Raw genomic sequence first — 20,555 nt, 5'->3', positions numbered from 1 at the left:
TCATCACATTTGTTTTATGATAACTTTTATGCTGACTTCCTTTGCCGCGCTACAGGGGCAAAATGACAGTAGCTTGAGCAAGGCACTAGAGTATGAAATCAAACTAAAGGTCTTACAAGATTTACAAGCCTCAAAGTACCTGCTGCTTAGCCAAAGGGCGGATAAATTGTCTAAACCCATGGATCGAGAGTTTTCGACTGAGGTTTTTTTCGTTTCTGGTTTTTTTCAGTTTTTTCCGAAGATGGCAATACGCCGATCGGCACTTAAAATACCAAGTGAAGAGGGTTGGAGGCTATTTACAGTAGAAATTCCGACTGAGGCCTCTATTAACGGGGATTTTTTCCGATGGGTAAGTCATGTGTTTAGTGTACACCCTATTTATTATCGGGACATTGCTCTAGTTGCTGTTACAGAAGAAGAGAAAGTGATTATTTTAAGCAGGTGGGCTAAGAGAAATTACCCTATTGAGAAATATTTCCAATTCCGTTCTGACAAGCCCGAATCTTACATACCGTACTTAAAAATACTATTGTACAGACAGAGTGCAGATAATATGTTTTTTAGGAGTTATAAGCTTGATACACTGGTATTCGAATGCACTTCGACTTATCATAATGGCATTAAATCAAAAAGAATTATCAAAGTCCCAAAAGACACACCGGGCAAGTTCAAAACAGAAACTATTGAAAGATTATCGGGGGCTTCCGAGAACTATATTTCTTCAATCATCGGAAAATATAAACCCGCCCCCTTCAAAAACTACGAAGAGAAGAAGCAGTACCTACAGGCCCATCTGATGAGCAACATCTACCTCTACAAGCTCAGGCAAAAAATGGATACGATACCAGAAGGGCAGGACTTTGATCAGCTTAGAGACAGCCTTTTGCCTGCTTACGACGAATACTTGGACCGTTGCCTGCCTCTGCACTATGGCTGCTGTTGGGTAGACTACGAAAAGGTTGAAGCGCTTAAATCTCACCTGCCAATCGATACCCGGTTTTTAATGGAAAGGCGTGGCCGTTTTCAAGTAGTAGTGGGAGAAGGCCGGCCTTTCAATAAACATGTGGAGTTTTATAAATTCTACGTAGATACCACTTTGGTATTGTGCAAAAGACCTGACCCGCAGTTTGAGGGGGCGCCGGGCTACGAAGTGACCGGGGAATGGCGCAACGAAGTTGGCGGCGGAGATCGGAGTTATGGAGTTGGTGGGGAATGGCGCTATGACCTGTTTTATCAGCCAGAGCGGAAACGTGCTTTTATCCCTGAAATTGGTGAGTTTTTCCCTCCGCCTCCATTGCATATACGAGAACTGGACCCATGGTGGCTATCCGGTTGTACCATGGGTACAAGCTATGACACTATAAGTGGACATTACTATCTGCCCTACCGAAGTATTTCCGCCCCAGTAAACCATTATTTGTTGGCATTGGACACGGAAACCCGCGATGTCTTTTTCGTCAGTGGCAAAGACATTTTCCTATCCAAGGTAGGGCCATTGTACACAGACATGAAGGTCAAGTGGGATAACAGCAAACGCATCCTGAATTTTGATGATACCTCTTACTACTTATTGAAGGATAGCGATTACCACCGGTATACCTACATTCAAGACCGCCTCTACTGCTATCTGGTAGAACGGTTAGATCGCAGCAACGTCACCTACGAAGATGAGGAGAAGGTAGTGCTGCGCTGCAAGGGAAAGGAATACAAAAAAGAAATCGAACTGGAAGTCACCCTCTACTTTGATGATCCGGAGAATTTGGAGGTTCGGGTCTTGTGAATTGGGTACGCGTAGGTCAACCCATCGCCTCGCTGGAAGCGCGACGACGGGAGTGGGGCGAAGTCAATGCAAAAAATATAACACTCACTCAGTCAGCAGCACCATTGACACCTGCTGCCCGTACACTCGTTCAGTTGTCGCCCGGGCTTACAGGAGGATTTGTATCTTTCTGCTGTTTCCCGGATATGTTAAACCTTGTAGCTTATGACTAAACGCGCGCTTACGCTGATTATGGGGCTGCTTTTGAGCTTGAATATGCTTGCGCAAGAAGTAGATGCTGACCTTCCGCCGGAAGTGGTCTATGAGATGAAGCGTCAAATATTAAAACGCTACGCATACTTTAGCAGTTTGGCCTTGAGTAATAATTATAAGGAAGAAAGCAGAATGTTGTCTCACAATAGGCTAAAAAATACCGACAATATAATATTTGGATATTTTACTGACTCGCCTAGGATGCATGTTGAAAAATCGGGTTTAGGAGCTGTTCCTGGAACAAGTTTCCACTTATATAAGGTGAGATTTGACCGTATACCAGAAAACAAAGATTTGAATGATTGGTCAGCGGGACATATAAAAAGGCTTTTTCAGGATAATCTCGGCTTGTTTTTAGTGGATATAGATACTAAGGTTGTCATGCCTATTTATCCCACTTTTAAAAATGACATTATATCATACTTTAATTCTGTGCCTAATTCCCCTGATTCATATGTGTTTTTTGTTAAAGCTTTATCTTACTTGGATGAGGATGTGAAAGTTAATATTGATAGATTGACGGAGGACTCTATATTTATAAATAGGATTAGGCGAACAGAAGATGGTTTTTTAAGTCATTATAAGTACCAATTTTCATTTAGCGATCCGGAAAAGTACAAAATTGAGAAAATAAAAATTCTCAAAGCCAAACAAGCGAAAGCTAAAATCGTACCTCGTTCGAGTGCATACCCTAAGCTTGAAACTCCTGACTTCAGCGGCACAGAAGACAAAAAGCGCTATCTCTTCGAAGCCCTTATGGAAAACCTATACCTATATAAATTCCATCAAAAAGTCAGCGCTTTGCCTGATAGTGTAGACCCGGAGACTATGATAGACAGCCTAATTCCAGACTACGATGTATACCTGCCGCGTATGTACCACCTGAGGTATGGCTGCTGTTGGGTAAGTGAGGCACGGGTAGCGGATTTAAAGGCAAGGCTGCCAGAGATGATGAGCTTTAGCTATGATTATGAGAGGGAGCCTTATCTTAATGGGACTATCGATTATAAATTTGTTTCGGCTGAACACCGGTTTTATTATCGTGATATCGAGTATTATAAAATCTACGTCGACAGCTTGCTCTTATGGCATAAGAGAGAAGACCCGCAATTTGCGGATTCCATAAGCTGGGACGATTTTAACAATGATAACATTTATGATACCTATTATCAGCCCCAATGGAAAACTATAACAGAAAGAGCGTTGCGTTATTCCTATCCTTTAGTAGTGAGCCCAGAGCCATTGCCAGCAAGATACCTTTCCCAATGCGCCTGGGCTAACAGTCTAGGCGCGGCTAATAACCACTACGACTATCCCTATCATTACATTAAGCAGCCTCGCGCCAATCATTATCTGCTGGCACTTGACACAGAGACCCGTGATGTGTATTTCATAAGCGGGAAAAACATCTTTTTGACTAAAACTGTGCCCTTGTATCTGCCCTATGTGGTTGACAAGGAGGCCAGAAGGCGTGTTCCTGTGCATCGTGATCCTGATTACAGCCAGCTCTACAAGAAAGGAGACTGGCGAATGCTGTTCACCTACATTCAAGACCGCCTCTACCGCTACCTGGTTGAGCGGCTGGACCGCAGTAACGTCATCTATGAAGATGAGGAGAAGGTGGTGCTGCGCTGCAAGGGAGAGGAGTACAAAAAAGAAATCGAATTGGAAGTCACCCTCTACTTTGATGATCCGGAGAATTTGGAGGTTAAGATATTAGAATAAAAAACAGCCACAGTCCGGGGTCCCGGGCTGTGGCTGCGCTATGCAAACAATAAGTTCGTCAGAAAATTTACTGCCGCACCACCTTTAGCACTTCCCGGTAGCCATCCGGTGTGGTGACTTCCAGGAAGTAAAGCCCTGCGGGCAGATGGCTGGCGTTCCAGCCTATGAACTGCTCTCCTTCGCGCAGGGGCATTTGAGCCACCTGCTGCCCAAACTCATTGAATAGGGTCGCAGAGCCATCCGCCGGGAGTGTTGTAGAGAATTGCAGGGTGAATGTACTGCGTACCGGGTTTGGTGCTATGCTGGCCTTGAGGGCATCGGGCTGCCAGGTTTCCCAGTTTAGGGTGTTGGGAGCGGAGAGACTGGTGCCGCCCACATTGCTGAGATAGCGCACGTTGCCAAAGGTAGCAGAAGCAGAGCCGTTCGGGTCAGTGGTGAAGACGGCCAGCCCCATTTCCACACAGGGCTGCATCGGCAGGTAAGCCTGATGGAAGAGGGTCCAGCTGCCGTTGTCCGAGGTACGGTAGAAAGCCCGGATGTAGTCGTTCTGCCGCACGAGCCTTAGCCAGTAGGGGAAGGGGGCAAATTGGTTGGCGGAAGCCCTCGGCCCGTTGTCGGTGGTGCGGATTTCCCGCCTCAGCAGGCTGGTGAGGTTGGAATACACAGCGACCATTTTAGCGCCCGGAGCGCTGCTTTCGCGTATCATGAGCCCGGCGTAGCCCCCGTTTACGTTCTCGATGCGGGCCTGAATGCCGCCGTTGTTGCACAGCTCACGCCCTATGAAGGCGAGATTGTCACTGGTGTTGGGGATGAGGTTGTAGGCGCCGGTGGATACATTGAAGTCGCCCCGGTTAGGGTTATTGCTGACGCAGGGGTCGTAAGCGTAGTCGCTGCCGGGCCCCTGATCGCCGATGTCGCTGGCAGCCCAGCCTGGGGGCAGAGTGGTGCCGGGTACCACAGTGACATTAGCCGTACAATTGTCGCTTTTACCGCTGGGGTCTAGCACCGTCACTGTGACCGGGAAGGTAAGGTCCACATCGTCACAGCCAAAGGTGGCAGCCTGGAAAGAGACGTTGTCGATAGAGCAGTTGTCGCTGCTGTTGGCGGCATCGTACACATCGCTCTGCTGCAAGTGGTAAAGGCCGTCCGGCTGTAGCGCGACGGTAGTGTTGAGGCAGGCGGCGGTGGGTGCGATGTTGTCTTCGACTGTAACGTTGTATTTGCAGGAACCTTGGTTGCCTGCACTATCATTAGCCACCATAGTACGAGAGAAAGTCATGCCCACGTCATTACAATCAAACATTCGCGCGCCAGGGTCGCCCTCGGTGAAGGGGCCCAGAACGTGGCAGTCGTCCGTGATGCTTAGCAAAGCTTCGTCATTGGCCATCATGTACTCCCCGTTAGCATCCAGCTCAACGGTAATGTCTTCGCAGGAAATAACGGGGGCATCACCGTCCACCGTCACCTCAAGGGAATTGGTGCTCGTGCAGCCTGAGGCTACGTTAGTTGCTACGAAGGTCAAGGTGTGAATGCCAGGATTTTCCCAGCGCACCTTCACATTGCTGGCGTTGCCACCGGCAAGGATCGTACCGCCGGCGGAAATGCTCCAGGTCACGTCAATATCTGACGCATCAGCCTGGGTGCCGTAGACCGCCTCTTCACCCCCGCAAATGAAGTGGTCAGTGTCGTAGTCAGTGACTCCTATGAAGGGGGCGGCTAGCGTTGTTCCGGCGGGAAGGAAGGCATCACTGGGGAACAAGCTTACAATCGTCAAGTTCCATGGAACGGTGCGGGTACATCCTCCAACAGGGTCGGCTATTTGCACGAAATAGCTGTACGTGTCCTCTTCCAAAGATTCCGTTGGCGTGAAGGTATTGGTGGCAACTGCATAAGTGCCAGCCGACAGGGTCGCTGCCTCGTCCGTGAACACGCCTGCGATGTCAAAGTCTATCAGGCTGCTAAGCGTAAAGGCTGGGCTAACGGCATCGCAGCTATTGGAGGTTACCGGCGCAACGATAATCTCATTGTTGGTCACGTTCGGTATCGGGTTACCACCGGGGTAAGCGATGACGCCTTCGTTAGTGAAGCCCGAGTTGGTGTGCGGCTCTGCCGTGCTCGATAAGACCACACCTGAGTTGTTGAGCGTAGCATCGTTGTACAGGGGTGCATAGATATTGAGCGCCGCGCAGGCCTCGTTGTCGAAAGTAGCCTCGTTGTAGAGCGCTTGGTCGCCCACGGCCGCATTAGCACCGATGGTGATGACGCCCTCGTTGGTGAAGGTGTTCAGGAAATTGAGCAGCCCGGTGTTGCTGCTGCGGTCAATGTGGATTTCGCCGGCGGCCTCGTTGTTGAACGTGGACTGATTCCATAGGCCCCATTCACCGATATTGGCGATGCCGCCCAGCACCACGGTGCCGGTATTGGTGAAGGTGTTTGATTGGTGGCGCAGGCCGGTGACGGCAGCGTTGTCTATGTTCAGCTCGCCGCTGTTGTTGAATTGGCTGTCGTTCCAAAGCCCCCAGTCGCCTACCGCTGCGTTGGCGCCGATGGCCAGCTTACCAGCATTGGTGAAAAGAGCCCCGCCCCCAAAACTGCCATTGCGCAGCCCGCTTACCCCGCATTGGTCAATAGTGATTTCGCCATCTGCCTCGTTGTCGAACGTGGAGGAGGTATATATGCCCCAGTCGCCGGCGCTGCCAGTGGCACCGATACTGATTTTACCGGTATTCAAAAAGCTGCCAGAACGGTGGTATAGACCGTGATCGCCAGAGGGGCTATTGTAAACATTGTCTACACTGATTTCGCCGTTGTTGGAGAAATTGCCACCATTGAATAGTCCTGTTGATCCCGCTCCGCTGGTGCTGCCGATAAAAATTTTGCCGGCATTGGTGAAGGTATCGCCAGAGGCATTGAAAACACCGTTTTGGCTGCTACCGTCGGGTATATTGTCCACATGGATTTCACCGGTGGCCTGATTCTCGAAAGTCCCGTCATTGTACAAGCCGTTGTTGCCGCCGAGTACGTTTTCACCGATCTTGATCAGGCCCGCATTGGTCATCGAACTGTTGAATGTATTTTGGAAGCCCACGTGCGTGAACCGGTCAATGTGTATTTCCGCATCAGCCTGATTGACAAATTCAGCGTCGTTGTAAACCCCCGGACTGAAATTGGTAATCGTCACATTAATGCCGACGATGATCTTGCCCCCATTGGTGAAAGTACCCTCATCATGTTGCAGGCCAGTTCTAGAGATACGGTCTATTTGAATCTCGGCGCCGGCATAGTTGTTGAACGTGCTTCGGTTATAGAGAGCAGGACTAGGACCAGTTCCAAGCACTGTGGACGCTATTTTAATCAGCCCAGCGTTGTCGAACGCGCAGTTGTCACCGTTGTGGATACCTACGCTAAAGCGGTCTATCAGTATCTCGCCATCGGCTTTGTTTTCAAATAAGGCCGAGGCGCCGGAGGCACTTTGGTTGTAAATGCCGGGGCCGCCGATATTGGCTATTTGTCCGATGGCGATTTCGCCCGCATTGGTAAACGAACTGCTGACGCCACCGGTCGTGGTGGTGAAAATACCGGAACTGCCGTTATCCAATTCGATTTTGCCGCCGGCGAGGTTTTGGATATGGCCGAAGTTGTAAATGCAGGTGCTCAGAGGCCCGGATAGTTGGCCAATGGCCAACCGCCCCGAATTGGAAATTGTACTGTTGGGACGGTTGTCTATGCCCGCGCCGTTGTAGCGGTCTATTTCTATTTCCCCGCCATTGTTCTGGATGTCGCCTTCGTTGTAGATGCCCGGCCGTAAGGTGCCCGCCACCGCACCGGTAGTGATTTTCCCTTCATTAGCCAAGGTGCCGCCTTTGTTCCACAGACCGATGTTGCCCGCGCGGTCAATGCTCAATTCACTGCCAGCCTCGTTGCTGAACGAGCCTTCGTTGACCAGGCCGTACTCGCCGGGGCTGATGCTCGCCCCGATATCCACTTGTCCGTTGTTGGTCACTGTACCTTGGTTGTACAGGCCGCCGGAAGGCATACCCGTAGCGCCTTCCAGGGTGAGGCTGCCCATAGCCTCTAGGGTTAGCGAGGCATCGGGCATGACCATAACCGTCATGGCTGCCGCTGCCGTGCCGTCCATGATGACGGGGGCATTGACTACATCCGGAATGACGACTTCATTGTCGGCAATGGGCACGCAACCGGCATCCCAGTTGGAGGCATTGCCCCAATCGGTATCGGCAGCTCCAGTCCAGGTCAGCGTCCCCGTGGCTGGGCAAGTTGGCAAGGCTTCGGCCACCTGGGCATTGCCTGGTAAGGGTTTAGGGTTTTTGATCCCGGCTTGGTAGGTATCGGCCTGATTGCTGCTCACGGTAACAATTCCACCGATGCCACTTTTGGGCAGTTTGGGGGCCTCGTTTACGCCACCTGGCTCAATGAGCAATATATCAGTAGCTGATATGAAAGAGACCTGCCCTGACCAGGCCGGCGTCACGGCCAACAGCATAGACAATATCCATAGCCCAACCTGCCTTGCTTTATTGAAACATGAATTTCCTGTATTGTAGTGCATATTATTTTTGGAAGGTGTCATTAGTGTGTGTTTTTGCAAAGTTTATTGTCTCTGCCGAGGTGCGCTATTTTAGGGCATGCCACAATTCAGTCAGCATGTGCCCCATTTCGGTCAAACAGGCCAAAAGCCTGCGTTAGTGGAGCAGGAGCTTGCTACGCCGTTCAGGATGAACAATCATTCCGGATGTTGAAAATAGGAGGAAGGCAGGCGCCCGAACCGGGACTGGAATAACTGCGAGAAGTAGGCTCTCTTTCGGATGCCGACCTGCCGGGCGGCCTCTGCGACGCTGTCTACAAGGCCGCCTTCGAGCAGTTGGCGAGCCTGCTGCAAACGTATTTCTCGAAGGTATAAATTAGGCGTCAGGCCTGTTTCCGCTTTGATGCGGCGGTGGAAGCTGCTGCGGCTTAGCCCGGTTTTTTTCGCCAGGAAATCTATGCTCAGCTGTGGGTCATTGAGGGATGCGAGAGCAGTTTTTTCCACGGTCTCCAGCCATTCCTGCTCAGCGGTATCTTCATTTGGCTCGGGCACCTGGTCTTCTGCGGCGAACTGCAAGCGCAGCCGTAGGTTGGCCAATAAGTTGGCGATTCGCGCGAGCAGCTCTTCTTCCTCAAAGGGCTTGAGCAGGTAATCGTCCACGCCCATACGGAGGGCGCGCAGCCGGTTTTCGCTGCCCGCTTTGGCGGTGAGCATCACGAAGGGGACTTTTCGCAGGCCCTCTTCGGCTTTCACGCTTTCCAGCAGCGTAAAGCCATCCATCACTGGCATCATGACATCGCTCAGGATGAGCAGGTTTTGAACCGGAGATTCCGATTGGAGGTATTGCAGGGCTTGCTGCCCATTTTCTACTGCCACCACTTCATAGTGGGCTTTCAGTATTTGTTGGAGGTAATACCGGAGGTCGTGATTGTCTTCGGCTAGCAGGATGGTGGACCGTTCTGCAGCCTGCCCGTCTGCATTGGTTGCCGTGGGGAGCTGATAGACTATGGGCTCTGCAGCTTCTTTAAGACTCTTTTCTGGACTGCTGCTACTGCTGCTTTTTGAAGCTTTAGGTTCACCCAGTGGCAAAGGCAGGCGACAGGTGAAAGTGCTCCCTTCGCCCATGCGGCTTTCCACCGTGATGTCTCCCCCCATTAGCACCGCAAACGATTTGGCCAAAGCCAGGCCTATACCGCTGCCCGCGGTAGCAAGAACATCGCTTCGGGTTTGGAAGTAGCGCTCGAAAACGTGGGGCAGGTCTACGGGAGTTATGCCTCTGCCGGTATCGGTAACGGCTGCGCACAGTTGCAGTACCTGCTTGTTCTGTTGCGCTGTAGCTTGACCGCTCACCGTTAGTTGGACCCTGCCTGATGCAGTGAATTTCAGGGCGTTGTCTATCAGATTGCTAATGATTTTTTCAAATTTTGGCGCGTCGAGCAGTACCGTCGGCATCTCCGGCAATTGCCAGTCGAGGACCAAGTCTATGCCTTTCTGCGCAGCTGCGGGTGCGAAGCGGTCCAATGTATTTTGCAGCAGCGGTTTCAGCTCCACTAAGCTTCTTTGCAGGGCTGCTTTTCCGGCATCGAGGCGGCTGAGTTGGAGGAGCTCTTCAATTTGCAGGCGCAGGAGCTCGCCGTTTTTTTCCATTATTTCCAGGTGTTGCCGTACGGCAGGCAGGTTGAGGCTGTCGTTTTTCAGTATCCGCTTCAGGGGGCTGAGGATGAGCGTGAGCGGGGTGCGGAGCTCATGGCTAATGTTGGCGAAAAACTGGGATTTTATCCGGTCCAGTTCCTGAAGTTCGCTGGCCTGTTTTTCAATAGTCTCCTTATCTGCCCATATTTGCGCCGTGCGCTTTTCGACCTCAGCCTTGAGGCGTAGCTTTTCCGTGCGCAGCCGGCTGATCCAAGCGGCGATCAGCGCCATGCCTGTCAGCAGAAGCAGTAAGTAAAACCAAGCGCTTTGGTAAAAGAATTGCCTCACATGGACGTTCAGTTCGATGGTGTTTTCCGAAAGGATACCACTGGGGCCTGCACCCCGCACATGAAGGCGGTACTTGCCCGGAGGCAGATTGTTGTAGCGCACTTCGGCTACATTGCCCAGTGACATCCAACCGGCATCATAGCCTTCCAAAAAGACGGAGTAGCTGTTTTGTTCCGGGTGCGAAAAATGGTCGAGGGCAAAGCGGAGTTGCAAAAAGCGGTTAGCCGCTGGCAGCACGATCGAACGCAGCCTGCTCAAGCCATGTGTTCGCGTGATGAGGGAGTCTCCCCCTGGGCCAAAAAAGGCAATCTCCGACAATAAAATTCTCGGGACCGCCTTCTCCGCCATCAGTTCCTCCGCCCGAAAGGCGTTGAAGCCATCCATGCCCCCGATAAAATAGGTGCCATCTTCGGTACGGTAAAAGGAATGGCGGTTAAACTCGTTGTGGTTGAAGCCTTCGGAGGTGTAGAAATTGCGAAACCGCTTCGCCTTGGTTTCAAAATAGCTTAAGCCCTTGAAAGTAGCCAGCCATATATTACCGTGTTCATCGGGCAAAATTGCGCATACGTTGTTGTCGGGCAAGCCGTTGCGGTCTGTGTAGGTTTCTACCTGGCCTGTAGCCGCGTTGAATAGGTGCAGCCCACCCTGTGTACCCAGCCAAAGCCGCCCGTCGGGAGCTTCGTGGATGGCCATGATGTTGTTGCTAAATGGTGCGGGCCTATTTCCTTCATCGCCAAAGGACACGAAACTGCTGTCCTCAGGATCGAACTGCACCAGCCCTTTTTCCGTGCCTATCCATACTTTTCCGTTGCAAGCTTGCATGATGCAGTTGGGGATGACGCCCTGAGCGAGTGAAAAGCCATAATTGCCTGGCAGTTCGACGAATTGGCTGGTGGCAGGGTCAAACTTTTGCAAGGTACCAATCGAAGCTATATAAAACATCCCGGACTTATCCAGCAGCAGCGCTTCGATACGGTATTTGTTTTTGAAAGCCCGCACACTGCCCTCCGAGGGGCGGTAGCGCAGTAGGTAGCCATCAGGTGTGGCTGTCACCGGCGGGTTTCCGTAAGCCGATGCCCAGATATCGCCATTGGTATCCTTAATCAGGTTGCGCGGGTACTGCGGAGGGGTCAGGTCAGGGTAGCCCATATCCCCGGTCTCAATAGGGCTTGTCTGATCGGAGGCGCTATCCAGCCGGTACCAGCCGTGCCGCTCTGTGGTAATGATAATGCCCCCTTGCCCGTCACCCATTATCCCACGTCCACTGATGCCCATCTTTGCTAAGTAACTCTTGACATTCCGCTCCCTCGTATTGATCTTCAAAAGCCCATTGTCTGAGACCAGGTAGAAAAAATCCGAGAAATTTCGCCCGTATACCAGGATGCCGAAAGGCGGCCAGGTGGATAAGTCTTCTATTTCAGTAAAGTGGCCCTCCGTGTCGAGCATCCATAAAGATTTGATAATACCGCTGTTGTCTTTAGCGCCGAATAGCAGGTTGCCGTGTTCGTCAGCTTTACAGATAACGTAGTCGTCATCGGGAAAGCGCGCATCCAGTTCTATCTTGCCCTTGGCCAGGTCTACGCGGTAAATACCGCTTTTGGCGTCATACGCGAGTATGATCCCGCCTTGTTTTTCTGCCTGGAAAAAGTTCAAGGCTTCGTTCTTTCTCCCTTTTGGTGAAAAGCGGCGCAGCAGTTGCCCATCGTTGCTCAGGTGCAGCAGCCCGTTTTCCTGATCGTGCAGCAGGAACGAACCATCTTCCTGAGCCGCCAAATGAAAACGCCGGCTGCCTTGTGCTGTCATCTTGGGGTTTGTCAGCCGTTTCTCCCGGCGCTCAAAGCACCGCTCGAAGGCTCCGTCTAAGTATTCGAACAGGGCATAGCCTTCGTCGTGCTCGGTGATGAAGAACACCCGGCCATCGGCCTGCCGGCAAGCCGTCCTGATAGCACCCCGGGGTGAGGTGCCTGCGCCTATGTCGTGGGTCTTCAGTGTGTTGGTTGCAGGGTTCAGTACATCCACGGTATGCACGCCATTGAATAGCGCGAGCTGCCCGTCCCGAGTAGGCAAAACTTGCATCACATCGTTGTAACTGATGCGGTTGGGCGTGCCTTGAGCATCAGTGTACGCTACGTACCGGTGCCCGTCATAGCGGAATAAGCCAAGTTTTGTAGCCAGCCAAAGGTAGCCTTCCGGCCCGGTAGCCATATCCCAGACGAGGCGCTGCGTGGGCAAAGGCAGGGTGCTTTCCGAAAGTGGCCCCTGTGCGCTCAGCGAGCCGCCGCCAAGTAAGTACGGAAGCAGCACTGCTATTGCAAACGATATTTTGAGCCTGGATTTCATGGGACTCCACTAGTGGTTTGCAAACATACAACCATTTGTATTGAAGATGCAATACTTCATCGGATAGAATGATAAGCCGGACAAACATAGATAGTCGGCATAGAGGCTAAAAAAAGAAAATTGCCCAGCGCGTAAAACCCCGGGCAATTCTCAGAATACCGTAACGTAGAAGAGGTGCTATGCTAGTTGGCTTTCACCACCCGCAGCACCTGTGGCGGCCACCCTTCCTAGCGCACCTCCAAAAGGTACAGCCCGCCCGGCAGGCGGCTTATGTCCCAATCCGTAGCGGCCTCGCCCGGCAGCAGTTGGCGCTGCTCCAGGGCTTGCCCCATCTGATTGCGCAGGATGGCCGTACCGCTGCTTTCGGGGGCTTTGGAAAAGGCGAGGGTGAAGCCGGAACGTGCCGGGTTGGGGAAGACGCTGGCCTCCCGTTCTTCCGGCTGTGCTGCTGCGGCGCCTTCATTGAAGAGGGCCAGGCTGTTACCGCCCACGTTGGACTGCCACTGCACCTGGCTGAAGGTGGCCTGTGCCTGCCCGTTCGGGTCAGTAGTGAAGACGGCCAGCCCCATTTCCACGCAGGGCTTCATCGGCAGGTAAGCCTGATGGAAGAGGGTCCAGCTGCCGTTGTCCGAGGTACGGTAGAAAGCCCGGATGTAGTCGTTCTGCCGCACGAGCCTTAGCCAGTAGGGGAAGGGGGCGAAGTGGCTGGCGGAAGCCCTCGGCCCGTTGTCGGTGGTGCGGATTTCCCGCCTCAGCAGGCTGGTGAGGTTGGAATACACGGCGACCATTTTAGCGCCCGGAGCGCTGCTTTCACGTATCATGAGCCCGGCGTAGCCCCCGCTGACATCCTCGATGCGGGCCTGAATGCCGCCGTTGTTGCACAGCTCGCGCCCGATGAAGGCGAGGTTGTCGCTGTTGTTGGGGATGAGATTGTAGGCGCCGGTGGATACAGTGAAGTCGCCCCGGTTAGGGTTATTGCTGGCGCAGGGGTCGTAGTCATAGCTGCTGCCGGCGCCCTGGCTACCGATATCGCTGGCGGCCCAGCCGGAGGGCAGGGCGGTGCCGGCTTCCACGCTGACCATAGCTATACATTGGTCTGTATTCCCACTGAAATCTTCCACCGTCACAGTGATGGGGAAGGCTGCCCCGGCCTGATCACAGGTAAAGGAAGCGGGAGGGAAGCTTACAGAAGCAATCCCACAACTATCACTGCTGGCCCCCGCATTATAAACATCGGTTGGCTTTAGCGCATATGTTCCGTTTGGCTCCAGGTTGACGGTGACGTTCTGGCAAAGCGCAGTAGGTGCTACGTTATCCTCAACGGTGACGGTAGTGCTGCAGGTGCTGACGTTTCCGTTGACATCGGTGACGGTGAGGGTCTCGGCATTAGCGCCGACCTCTGCACAGCCGAAGCTGGCCTGGCTGAGGGAAAGCGAAGCGACCCCGCATGCATCGTTGGAACCGTTGTCGACTGCGTTAGCCTTGGTAGAGCCGTTTCCGTTGGCATCGAGTTGCACGGTGACGTTCTGGCAAAGCGCGGTAGGAGCTACGTTGTCTTCCACCGTAACCGTAGCGGTGCAGGTGGCCGGGTTGGCGTTCACATCGATTACCGTGAGCGTCACCGTATTGGGGCCTACGTCGGCGCAGGTGAAGTCCATTACGTCCAGCGTCAGGCTGGCGAGACCGCAGTTATCGGACGACAGATTATTGACCGCTGCGGGAGTAGTAGAACCGTTGCCGTTAGCATCCAGTTGGACGGTTACGTTCTGGCAGATAGCCATTGGCGGTACGTTGTCTTCCACCGTTACCGTGGCATTGCAGCTTGCTGCATTGCCATTAATGTTAAGAGCGAAAGTCGACTGCAAGCCAAGACTTTACGCTCTGGTGTTGTACGAAACCGGAGCTGAGCGGTGGAATCGGGCACTATGGGGTAATCAATAGGCCTTTTTGAGGCCGTGGCGGTCCCGGTGGCGGTGTAATTTAGAGGCAGCTTGCCCCTTCTTGGCTGCCCGCATCCGGCAAAATTGGGCTTTATGCAGGCCGGGCGCGTACCTGGGGGGCCATTTTTTGAGCACAGGCTCTTTCAATTACCGTTTTTTTTCATCATCTTGAAGTTTAAATATTTGAAATAAGACTAAAGGTAACGAAATGGAGGCTTAGGCACCCGTTTCAGTTACCTTTAGGTTTTGTACAACACAGCATAAAACGGCAAGTGTGGCTAAACGCCCCACCTGCGTTTATGCGGGCTGTTGGCGGTAATTAAAGAATGACAGAACTAATCAAAATAAACAACCGAAAAGACATTGAAATACTTTCGATGATTGGTCAATCGAAACCCTTTCCTGATCACTACCATAAACATTTTTGTATTTCCTTAATTACAGAAGGTATTGAATGTATTGAAATTAATAAAAAACGAATTTACAGTGAAAAGAATCACACTTCAATCACTAACCCAGATGAAATCCATGCTAATCCGCTTTTAGTACATCATCAAAAGCTATCGTTCCATACTATTTATGTTCCTCAAAATGTCATTGACGAAATAGCTGGCAGAGAACATGTTTTTTTTGAAAAACGTTCATTCTTAGATATGCAACTAAATAGTCATTTTCTAAATCTAATAAATTACACGAAAGAAAACCAGAATAAGTTAGACCCCTCTTTACTTGAAAAATTTCTAAAGAGGCTAATACGTCATAGCACCAAAACATGCCACGAAACTAATTTTAGGTTCAATAAGGATTGGGGGAAAGCTATAAAGTTTATAGATACCAACCTTAAGAACACTATTAATCTGGATACGATAGCCCAACACTGCGAAATGGATAAATTTAAGTTTGCGAAAACTTTCAAATATTTTTGTGGTATGTCACCCATGAATTATGTTTTAATGAATCGTGTGTTTGAAGCCAAGGAATCAATTTCAAAAACCACTAATCTTACAGACTTAGCATATATGTACAACTTTACAGATATGGCTCATTTTTCAAATCAATTTAAACGCTTTATTGGTCTTTCTCCACGAAATTATCAGAAAACACTTCAAGATTAGTAATTGCAAGATTTTACAAGTCATTTAATTTGTCCTCGTCTAAATTTGTGTTAAAACAATTGAGATGAACAAAATCATATCGCTTTTATTCCTTTTGGCTTTTTCTGCGGAGGTTCACAGCCAGGTACCTAAAGAAAAACTACTAATCGACTATGACTTTTTAGTGCAAGAACTTAGAGTGAATCATCAGGGACTTTATCAATATGTGGAAAAAGAAATAGTTGACCAAAAAATAGATAGTATAAGAAATACCATTGAAGCTACCGATAAGGTTGAATTTTTCAAAAAAGTAAGTGCCTTAATTGCGCTTACTAACGAAGGACACTCTGGAGCAGAGCCTTCATTTTGGACAAAAACTAAGCTTGGTTTATCAAAATCATTTATACCTATTGGTATGGAGTTTTCAGATAAAAAGGTAATTTTGACCAAGTACTATTCCAAGCACAATCCAGGTTTAGAGTTTGGCGACCAAATTCTTTCTATAAATGGAAATACTTTACCAAGTATTATGCAAAACTTAAAGCCTTATATAGTTACAGACGGCTTTAACGAAACCTCATTTTACGAATGGGTAAGCTGGGAATTCCCTTTACAATATGCTCTTGCTTACGGTAAACACAAGACCTTTAAAATCAAGATAAAAAAATATGACTCGAAAGAAATTAAAACATTTACCATTAACGCAACATCTTTACCTAAAATAAAAGATGAAAAGAACAGATTAAATACCGTAAAAAGACCTTCTGATTTTGAGTATAAAACCATTGCTGATAGTATAGGATATTTATCCATTCCCGATTTTTATAGCCATGAAGATTTTCAGAAATTTTATTTAGAAAGTTTTACAGAAATCAAAAAGAAAAATATTAAGCACCTTATTATAGATGTTCAAGAAAATGTAGGTGGTGCAGAGGGTAACGAAAATCTGCTTGTTAGTTATTTAATTAAAGAACCTTTTCAGAAATATGAAAAGGTGTTAGCGCCAAGAAACTTGTATGACAATTTCAAAAATGATAAATCAGATATCGAAGATGGCTGGAGCATAGTTAAGGACATTCCACATCGAGGTAAGTTTACATTAATGAGTGACTATTATTCAAATTTTAATTATAAAAAGCCGCAACAAGAATTAGTATACACGGGCAAGGTCTATGTACTAACAAGTGGTGTGACATTTTCTGGTGGAGCAGAATTTTCCAGTATGTTAAAAATGACTGATAGAGCCCTATTTATAGGAGAAGAAACAGGTGGTACTTATGAAGGGAATGTAAGCGGTTATGACCATTATGTAAAGTTGCCCAATACAAAGATAAAAGTTAAAATACCAATTGTGCATTATAAAATAAATGTCAAACCAGAACAACCTGGGCTTGGAGTAATTCCTGATTATAAAGTATTTCAAAAATGGAGCGATATTGTTAAAGGCAAAAACAGCAAATTTGAATTTGCCCTAAATTTAATTCGTGAAAATAATGAGTAGATATGAAGAAGATCAAGTTCTTGTTAAGTGCGATGAATAAAACGTGGTCAGCCCACCTTTTTAATTTTATTGTAGTTCTGTTTAGTGTAATTTTAGCCTTTTGGCTTAATAACAGGGCGGTTGAAAAAAGCTTAACAGAGAAAAAACAAAATCTTTTGACCATATTAAAAGAGTCCCTGGAAAGTGATAAGGCTTCACTAGATGAACTGATTACGTTTAATTTAAGTAGGGCTGATAGCCTAGCTTTATTGAGAGATAAATTAGGAAGCAATGAGGATATAGAAGCGGAACAGTGTTTACAATTGTCAACGTATAATTTTTTTGCTGTTGACAAGAGCGCCTTTGAATTAATTAAATATTCTGATATTGTTTCAATAATTAAAAATAGCAACTTGCTTTTTACCGTAAGCTCGGTCTATTATACTTACGACGAAGATATCGAAACATTACAGGAAGAGTATACACTCGCCTTTCAAAGAGTTATAGAGCCTGTTTTGATAAAAAATTTTAACATGGTTAATCAAGAGATCGATTTCGATACTCGTGAACGTATTCAATTTATTAATAGAATATATGTATTAGAAGATAATTTGCAAAACATCATATTTGGTTACAAACAAGGTAGGGATAAAATTGATATAGCCCTTAAGGAAATAGCTATTGAATTAAATGAGTAATTGAGCTTATCAAGAAAACAACTACTGCCAATAACTAAGAGCGAAAGTCGGCTGCAAGCCAAGACTTTACGCTCTGGTGTTGTACGAAGCCGGAGCCGAGTAGTGGAAGCGGGCACTATGAGTGTATGTTTGGAGCAAACGAGAGTTGATAATCAAAGAGTTGTGGTTATGGCTAAATGGAAAAATGCGCGTTTGGCGGAGCCTGCCCCGCAGAATTGCGGGGTCAAATAAGCATTTTTCCATGACGTCCCGGTATGACCGGGATTCACAAGGCTTTGATTATCAGCCGAAGTGCACCTCCAAACATACACTGAGGTAATCAATAGGGCTTTTTAGGGCCGGGGCGGTCCCGGTGGCGGGCAATTTAGAGACAGCTTGACTCTTTTTGGCTGCCCGCATCCGGCAAAATTGGACTTTATGCAGGCCGGGCGCGTACCCAGGAGCCCATTTTTTGTGCCCAGGCCCTAAACAAGCAGGGCAATCCGCGTCGGTTTGCCAAGGCATTAGGAGTTTAGGGCATCTTGACCTCCGCCCTGCTGAAGACAGCAGGCAGGGACTTAATGCGCTTTATGGAAGGCAAGCGGATGGCGCGGTCTTCCCTGCCGGTGAGGCGGAAGGCCATGCGCAGCCCGTACACGGTGTGCTTGAAGTAGGAATAGGAGGGGGCTTGCGTGTCGCGCAGCAGGAGTAGGTACTCGTTGATCTGCGCGTCGGGCAGCGTGGTGGGGCAGCAGCGGAAGTAGAGTGCGAGCTTTGCCAGGCAGCGGCCGTCGTTGCAGAGGGGGCTCTCGGAGCAGCCGTTGAGGCGCACGTTTGTCAGGAGCTGCTGGTAGGTGGCTTTGAATGCGGGGATTTCTTCGCAGGCTCTTTCAATTACCGTTTTTTTTCATCATCTTGAAGTTTAGAATATGAAATAAGGCTAAAGGTAACGAACCGGCTGCTTTGGCACCCGCTTTAGTTACCTTTAGGTTTTGTACAACAATACCTATACGCAATGCCCTTCGGGACACTGCGGCTAGCCTGGTCGTTATGTGTAATTCACCAGATGAAATTCAACGAAAATATTTACATTAGTCGGTACTGTAAGAAAAAAATAAAATTATGAACAATAATGGTTTAAGGATATTATTTATCTTTTTCCTTTTGAGCGTTTTATCCTGTCAAAAAGGTGACGATTTAACCGTTAATTCGCAGGAAGAACTCGAAGAAAAGTTAAAAATTGAAATGGAAGACAATGACCTCACTTCTATTTCATATTGTGTGGTAAAAAATGATAAGATTTTATATTCCAACGCCCAAGGCTTCGCAGATAAAGCTAATAATAAGTTAGCAACAGACAATACTCGTTATTTAGTGGCTTCTATTTCTAAAACAATTACAGCCGTGGCTTTAATGAAATCACTTGAGGAAAATTCAATTTCTTTAGATGATGATATTAACCAATATTTGCCATTTTCAGTCCGAAATCCAGATTTTCCCGACATCGCAATCACCTACAGAATGTTACTTAGTCATACATCAAGCATCTCGGATGATTTTCAGAATAATTTAGATTTGGACTGTTATGGAGATGATTGTTCAATGACTTTAGAACAATTCTTCAATGATGTATTTTTGAGTAGTGGTCAATTTTTCTCAGCGAATAATTTTTCAAATAATCAGCCTGGAACAAGTGAGGATTATAGCAATTTAGCTTCTGCACTTGTTGGATATTTAGTAGAAAGAATTTCCGAAACGCCTTTTGATGTCTATTGTAAGAATAATATTTTCACACCCTTAGGTATGACAAAAACAGAATGGAGGTTATCCAATACTCCCATTGAAGAGTTAGCCGTTCCTTATTCATCAGACATTACAAGTGCTAACCCACATTACACATTTCCCGACTATCCAAATGGAGGCTTGCGAACAACGGTATTAGATTTATCGCAGTTTTTAAGAGCCGTAATACAAAATGGTACTTTAAATAGTGTTGAAATATTATCAATGGCAGGCATGTTGGAGATGAAAACCTTGCAATTTGGCAGTTCAGAACAGTGTTTGTCATTTTATTATGAGAATATAAATAATAAAAGTGTTTTGGGACATAGTGGAGGAGAAAAAGGAACAACAACTGAAATGTATTATGATACGAATTCTGGTATTGGGGTAATCGTATTCAATAATGATGACGATGCTGAATTGGACAATGTTATTTCTCTTTTATTTAATTATGGCGAAAAAGAATAGCTCCGCAAGCAAAACATATACTCCCCTCGGGCACAATAAGTGATTTTTGACTTTTTCTTTTTGCGCCCTGGGCCACCATGCCTGTTCCCTTGGGCTGCGCACGCTCTACTTCAACATGAACCGGCTCTGCGAGGAAATCACGCTGGCACAGGCTGACGGGTCCACTTTATGGGAACTCTGAATAACAGAGAATTGTACTAATAAAAACGATAGAAGATGGAATACATTTTTGAGCGAATAACTGTAGATGACGAACTGTGCAATGGTAAACCTACGATAAGAGGATTAAGAGCGTGTTGGGACTTTAGTAATCGGTCTGCAAACTACACTTTTTGCTTATACTTCGTCCCGAAAATCCTTCCCGCAAACTGCGGGACAGGCTATTTAGCTAAGGCTAAACTCCGGTTTTCATGCCTCGTCTAACCAAAAAACTATTAGTTTTCGACTAGAAGACAAAAGTCCCAACACGCTCTTAGCCCGCTAAACTCAAA

At 48.2% G+C, this 20,555-nt stretch carries 11 protein-coding genes; 7 read left to right on the top strand and 4 right to left on the bottom strand.

Annotated features, from left to right (window positions below):
• Nucleotides 1-832: 832 nt before the first annotated feature.
• Nucleotides 833-1,780: a hypothetical protein gene (locus RIC19_RS05445; RefSeq protein ID WP_350177281.1), complete on the top strand. Its 948-nt coding sequence runs from the start codon at nt 833-835 to the stop codon at nt 1,778-1,780.
• 204 nt (nt 1,781-1,984) lie between these two features.
• Nucleotides 1,985-3,757 (top strand): hypothetical protein, encoded by a 1,773-nt coding sequence (locus RIC19_RS05440; protein ID WP_350177280.1) that lies wholly within the window; start codon nt 1,985-1,987, stop codon nt 3,755-3,757.
• 67 nt (nt 3,758-3,824) lie between these two features.
• On the opposite strand, the gene RIC19_RS05435 is transcribed toward RIC19_RS05440, so the two are convergent.
• The 3 genes from RIC19_RS05435 to RIC19_RS05425 form a co-directional block, all read right to left on the bottom strand.
• Entirely contained in the window at nt 3,825-8,348 is a 4,524-nt protein-coding gene (locus tag RIC19_RS05435; protein ID WP_350177279.1) for a DUF8693 domain-containing protein, read from the bottom strand.
• A gap of 153 nt (nt 8,349-8,501) precedes the next feature.
• On the bottom strand, nt 8,502-12,623 hold the full coding sequence (locus RIC19_RS05430; protein ID WP_350177278.1) for a hybrid sensor histidine kinase/response regulator transcription factor: 4,122 nt from the start codon (nt 12,621-12,623) through the stop codon (nt 8,502-8,504).
• 227 nt (nt 12,624-12,850) lie between these two features.
• Entirely contained in the window at nt 12,851-14,488 is a 1,638-nt protein-coding gene (locus RIC19_RS05425; RefSeq protein WP_350177277.1) for a T9SS type A sorting domain-containing protein, read from the bottom strand.
• Between the two features lie 401 nt (nt 14,489-14,889).
• Here RIC19_RS05425 and RIC19_RS05420 point away from each other — a divergent pair, with 401 nt between their 5' ends.
• From RIC19_RS05420 to RIC19_RS05410, 3 genes are all read left to right on the top strand, one after another.
• Nucleotides 14,890-15,678: an AraC family transcriptional regulator gene (locus tag RIC19_RS05420; RefSeq protein ID WP_350177276.1), complete on the top strand. Its 789-nt coding sequence runs from the start codon at nt 14,890-14,892 to the stop codon at nt 15,676-15,678.
• A gap of 64 nt (nt 15,679-15,742) precedes the next feature.
• The gene (locus tag RIC19_RS05415) at nt 15,743-17,158 is read left to right on the top strand and encodes a S41 family peptidase (RefSeq protein ID WP_350177275.1); all 1,416 of its coding nucleotides are present in this window, start codon (nt 15,743-15,745) and stop codon (nt 17,156-17,158) included.
• 2 nt (nt 17,159-17,160) lie between these two features.
• Entirely contained in the window at nt 17,161-17,835 is a 675-nt protein-coding gene (locus RIC19_RS05410; RefSeq protein ID WP_350177274.1) for a hypothetical protein, read from the top strand.
• 511 nt (nt 17,836-18,346) lie between these two features.
• On the opposite strand, the gene RIC19_RS05405 is transcribed toward RIC19_RS05410, so the two are convergent.
• Nucleotides 18,347-18,646: a hypothetical protein gene (locus tag RIC19_RS05405; protein ID WP_350177273.1), complete on the bottom strand. Its 300-nt coding sequence runs from the start codon at nt 18,644-18,646 to the stop codon at nt 18,347-18,349.
• Nucleotides 18,647-18,936: 290 nt separating this feature from the next.
• Between RIC19_RS05405 and RIC19_RS05400 the strand changes: the two genes are divergently transcribed.
• Nucleotides 18,937-20,064: a serine hydrolase domain-containing protein gene (locus RIC19_RS05400; protein ID WP_350177272.1), complete on the top strand. Its 1,128-nt coding sequence runs from the start codon at nt 18,937-18,939 to the stop codon at nt 20,062-20,064.
• A gap of 46 nt (nt 20,065-20,110) precedes the next feature.
• On the top strand, nt 20,111-20,245 hold the full coding sequence (locus RIC19_RS05395) for a hypothetical protein (RefSeq protein WP_350177271.1): 135 nt from the start codon (nt 20,111-20,113) through the stop codon (nt 20,243-20,245).
• Nucleotides 20,246-20,555: the final 310 nt, after the last annotated feature.

The organism is Phaeodactylibacter sp. (assembly GCF_040219495.1).
Lineage (GTDB): Bacteria > Bacteroidota > Bacteroidia > Chitinophagales > Saprospiraceae > Phaeodactylibacter.
The sequence above is the reverse complement of the archived record's forward strand: the minus strand, read 5'-3'. Positions and strand labels throughout refer to the sequence as shown.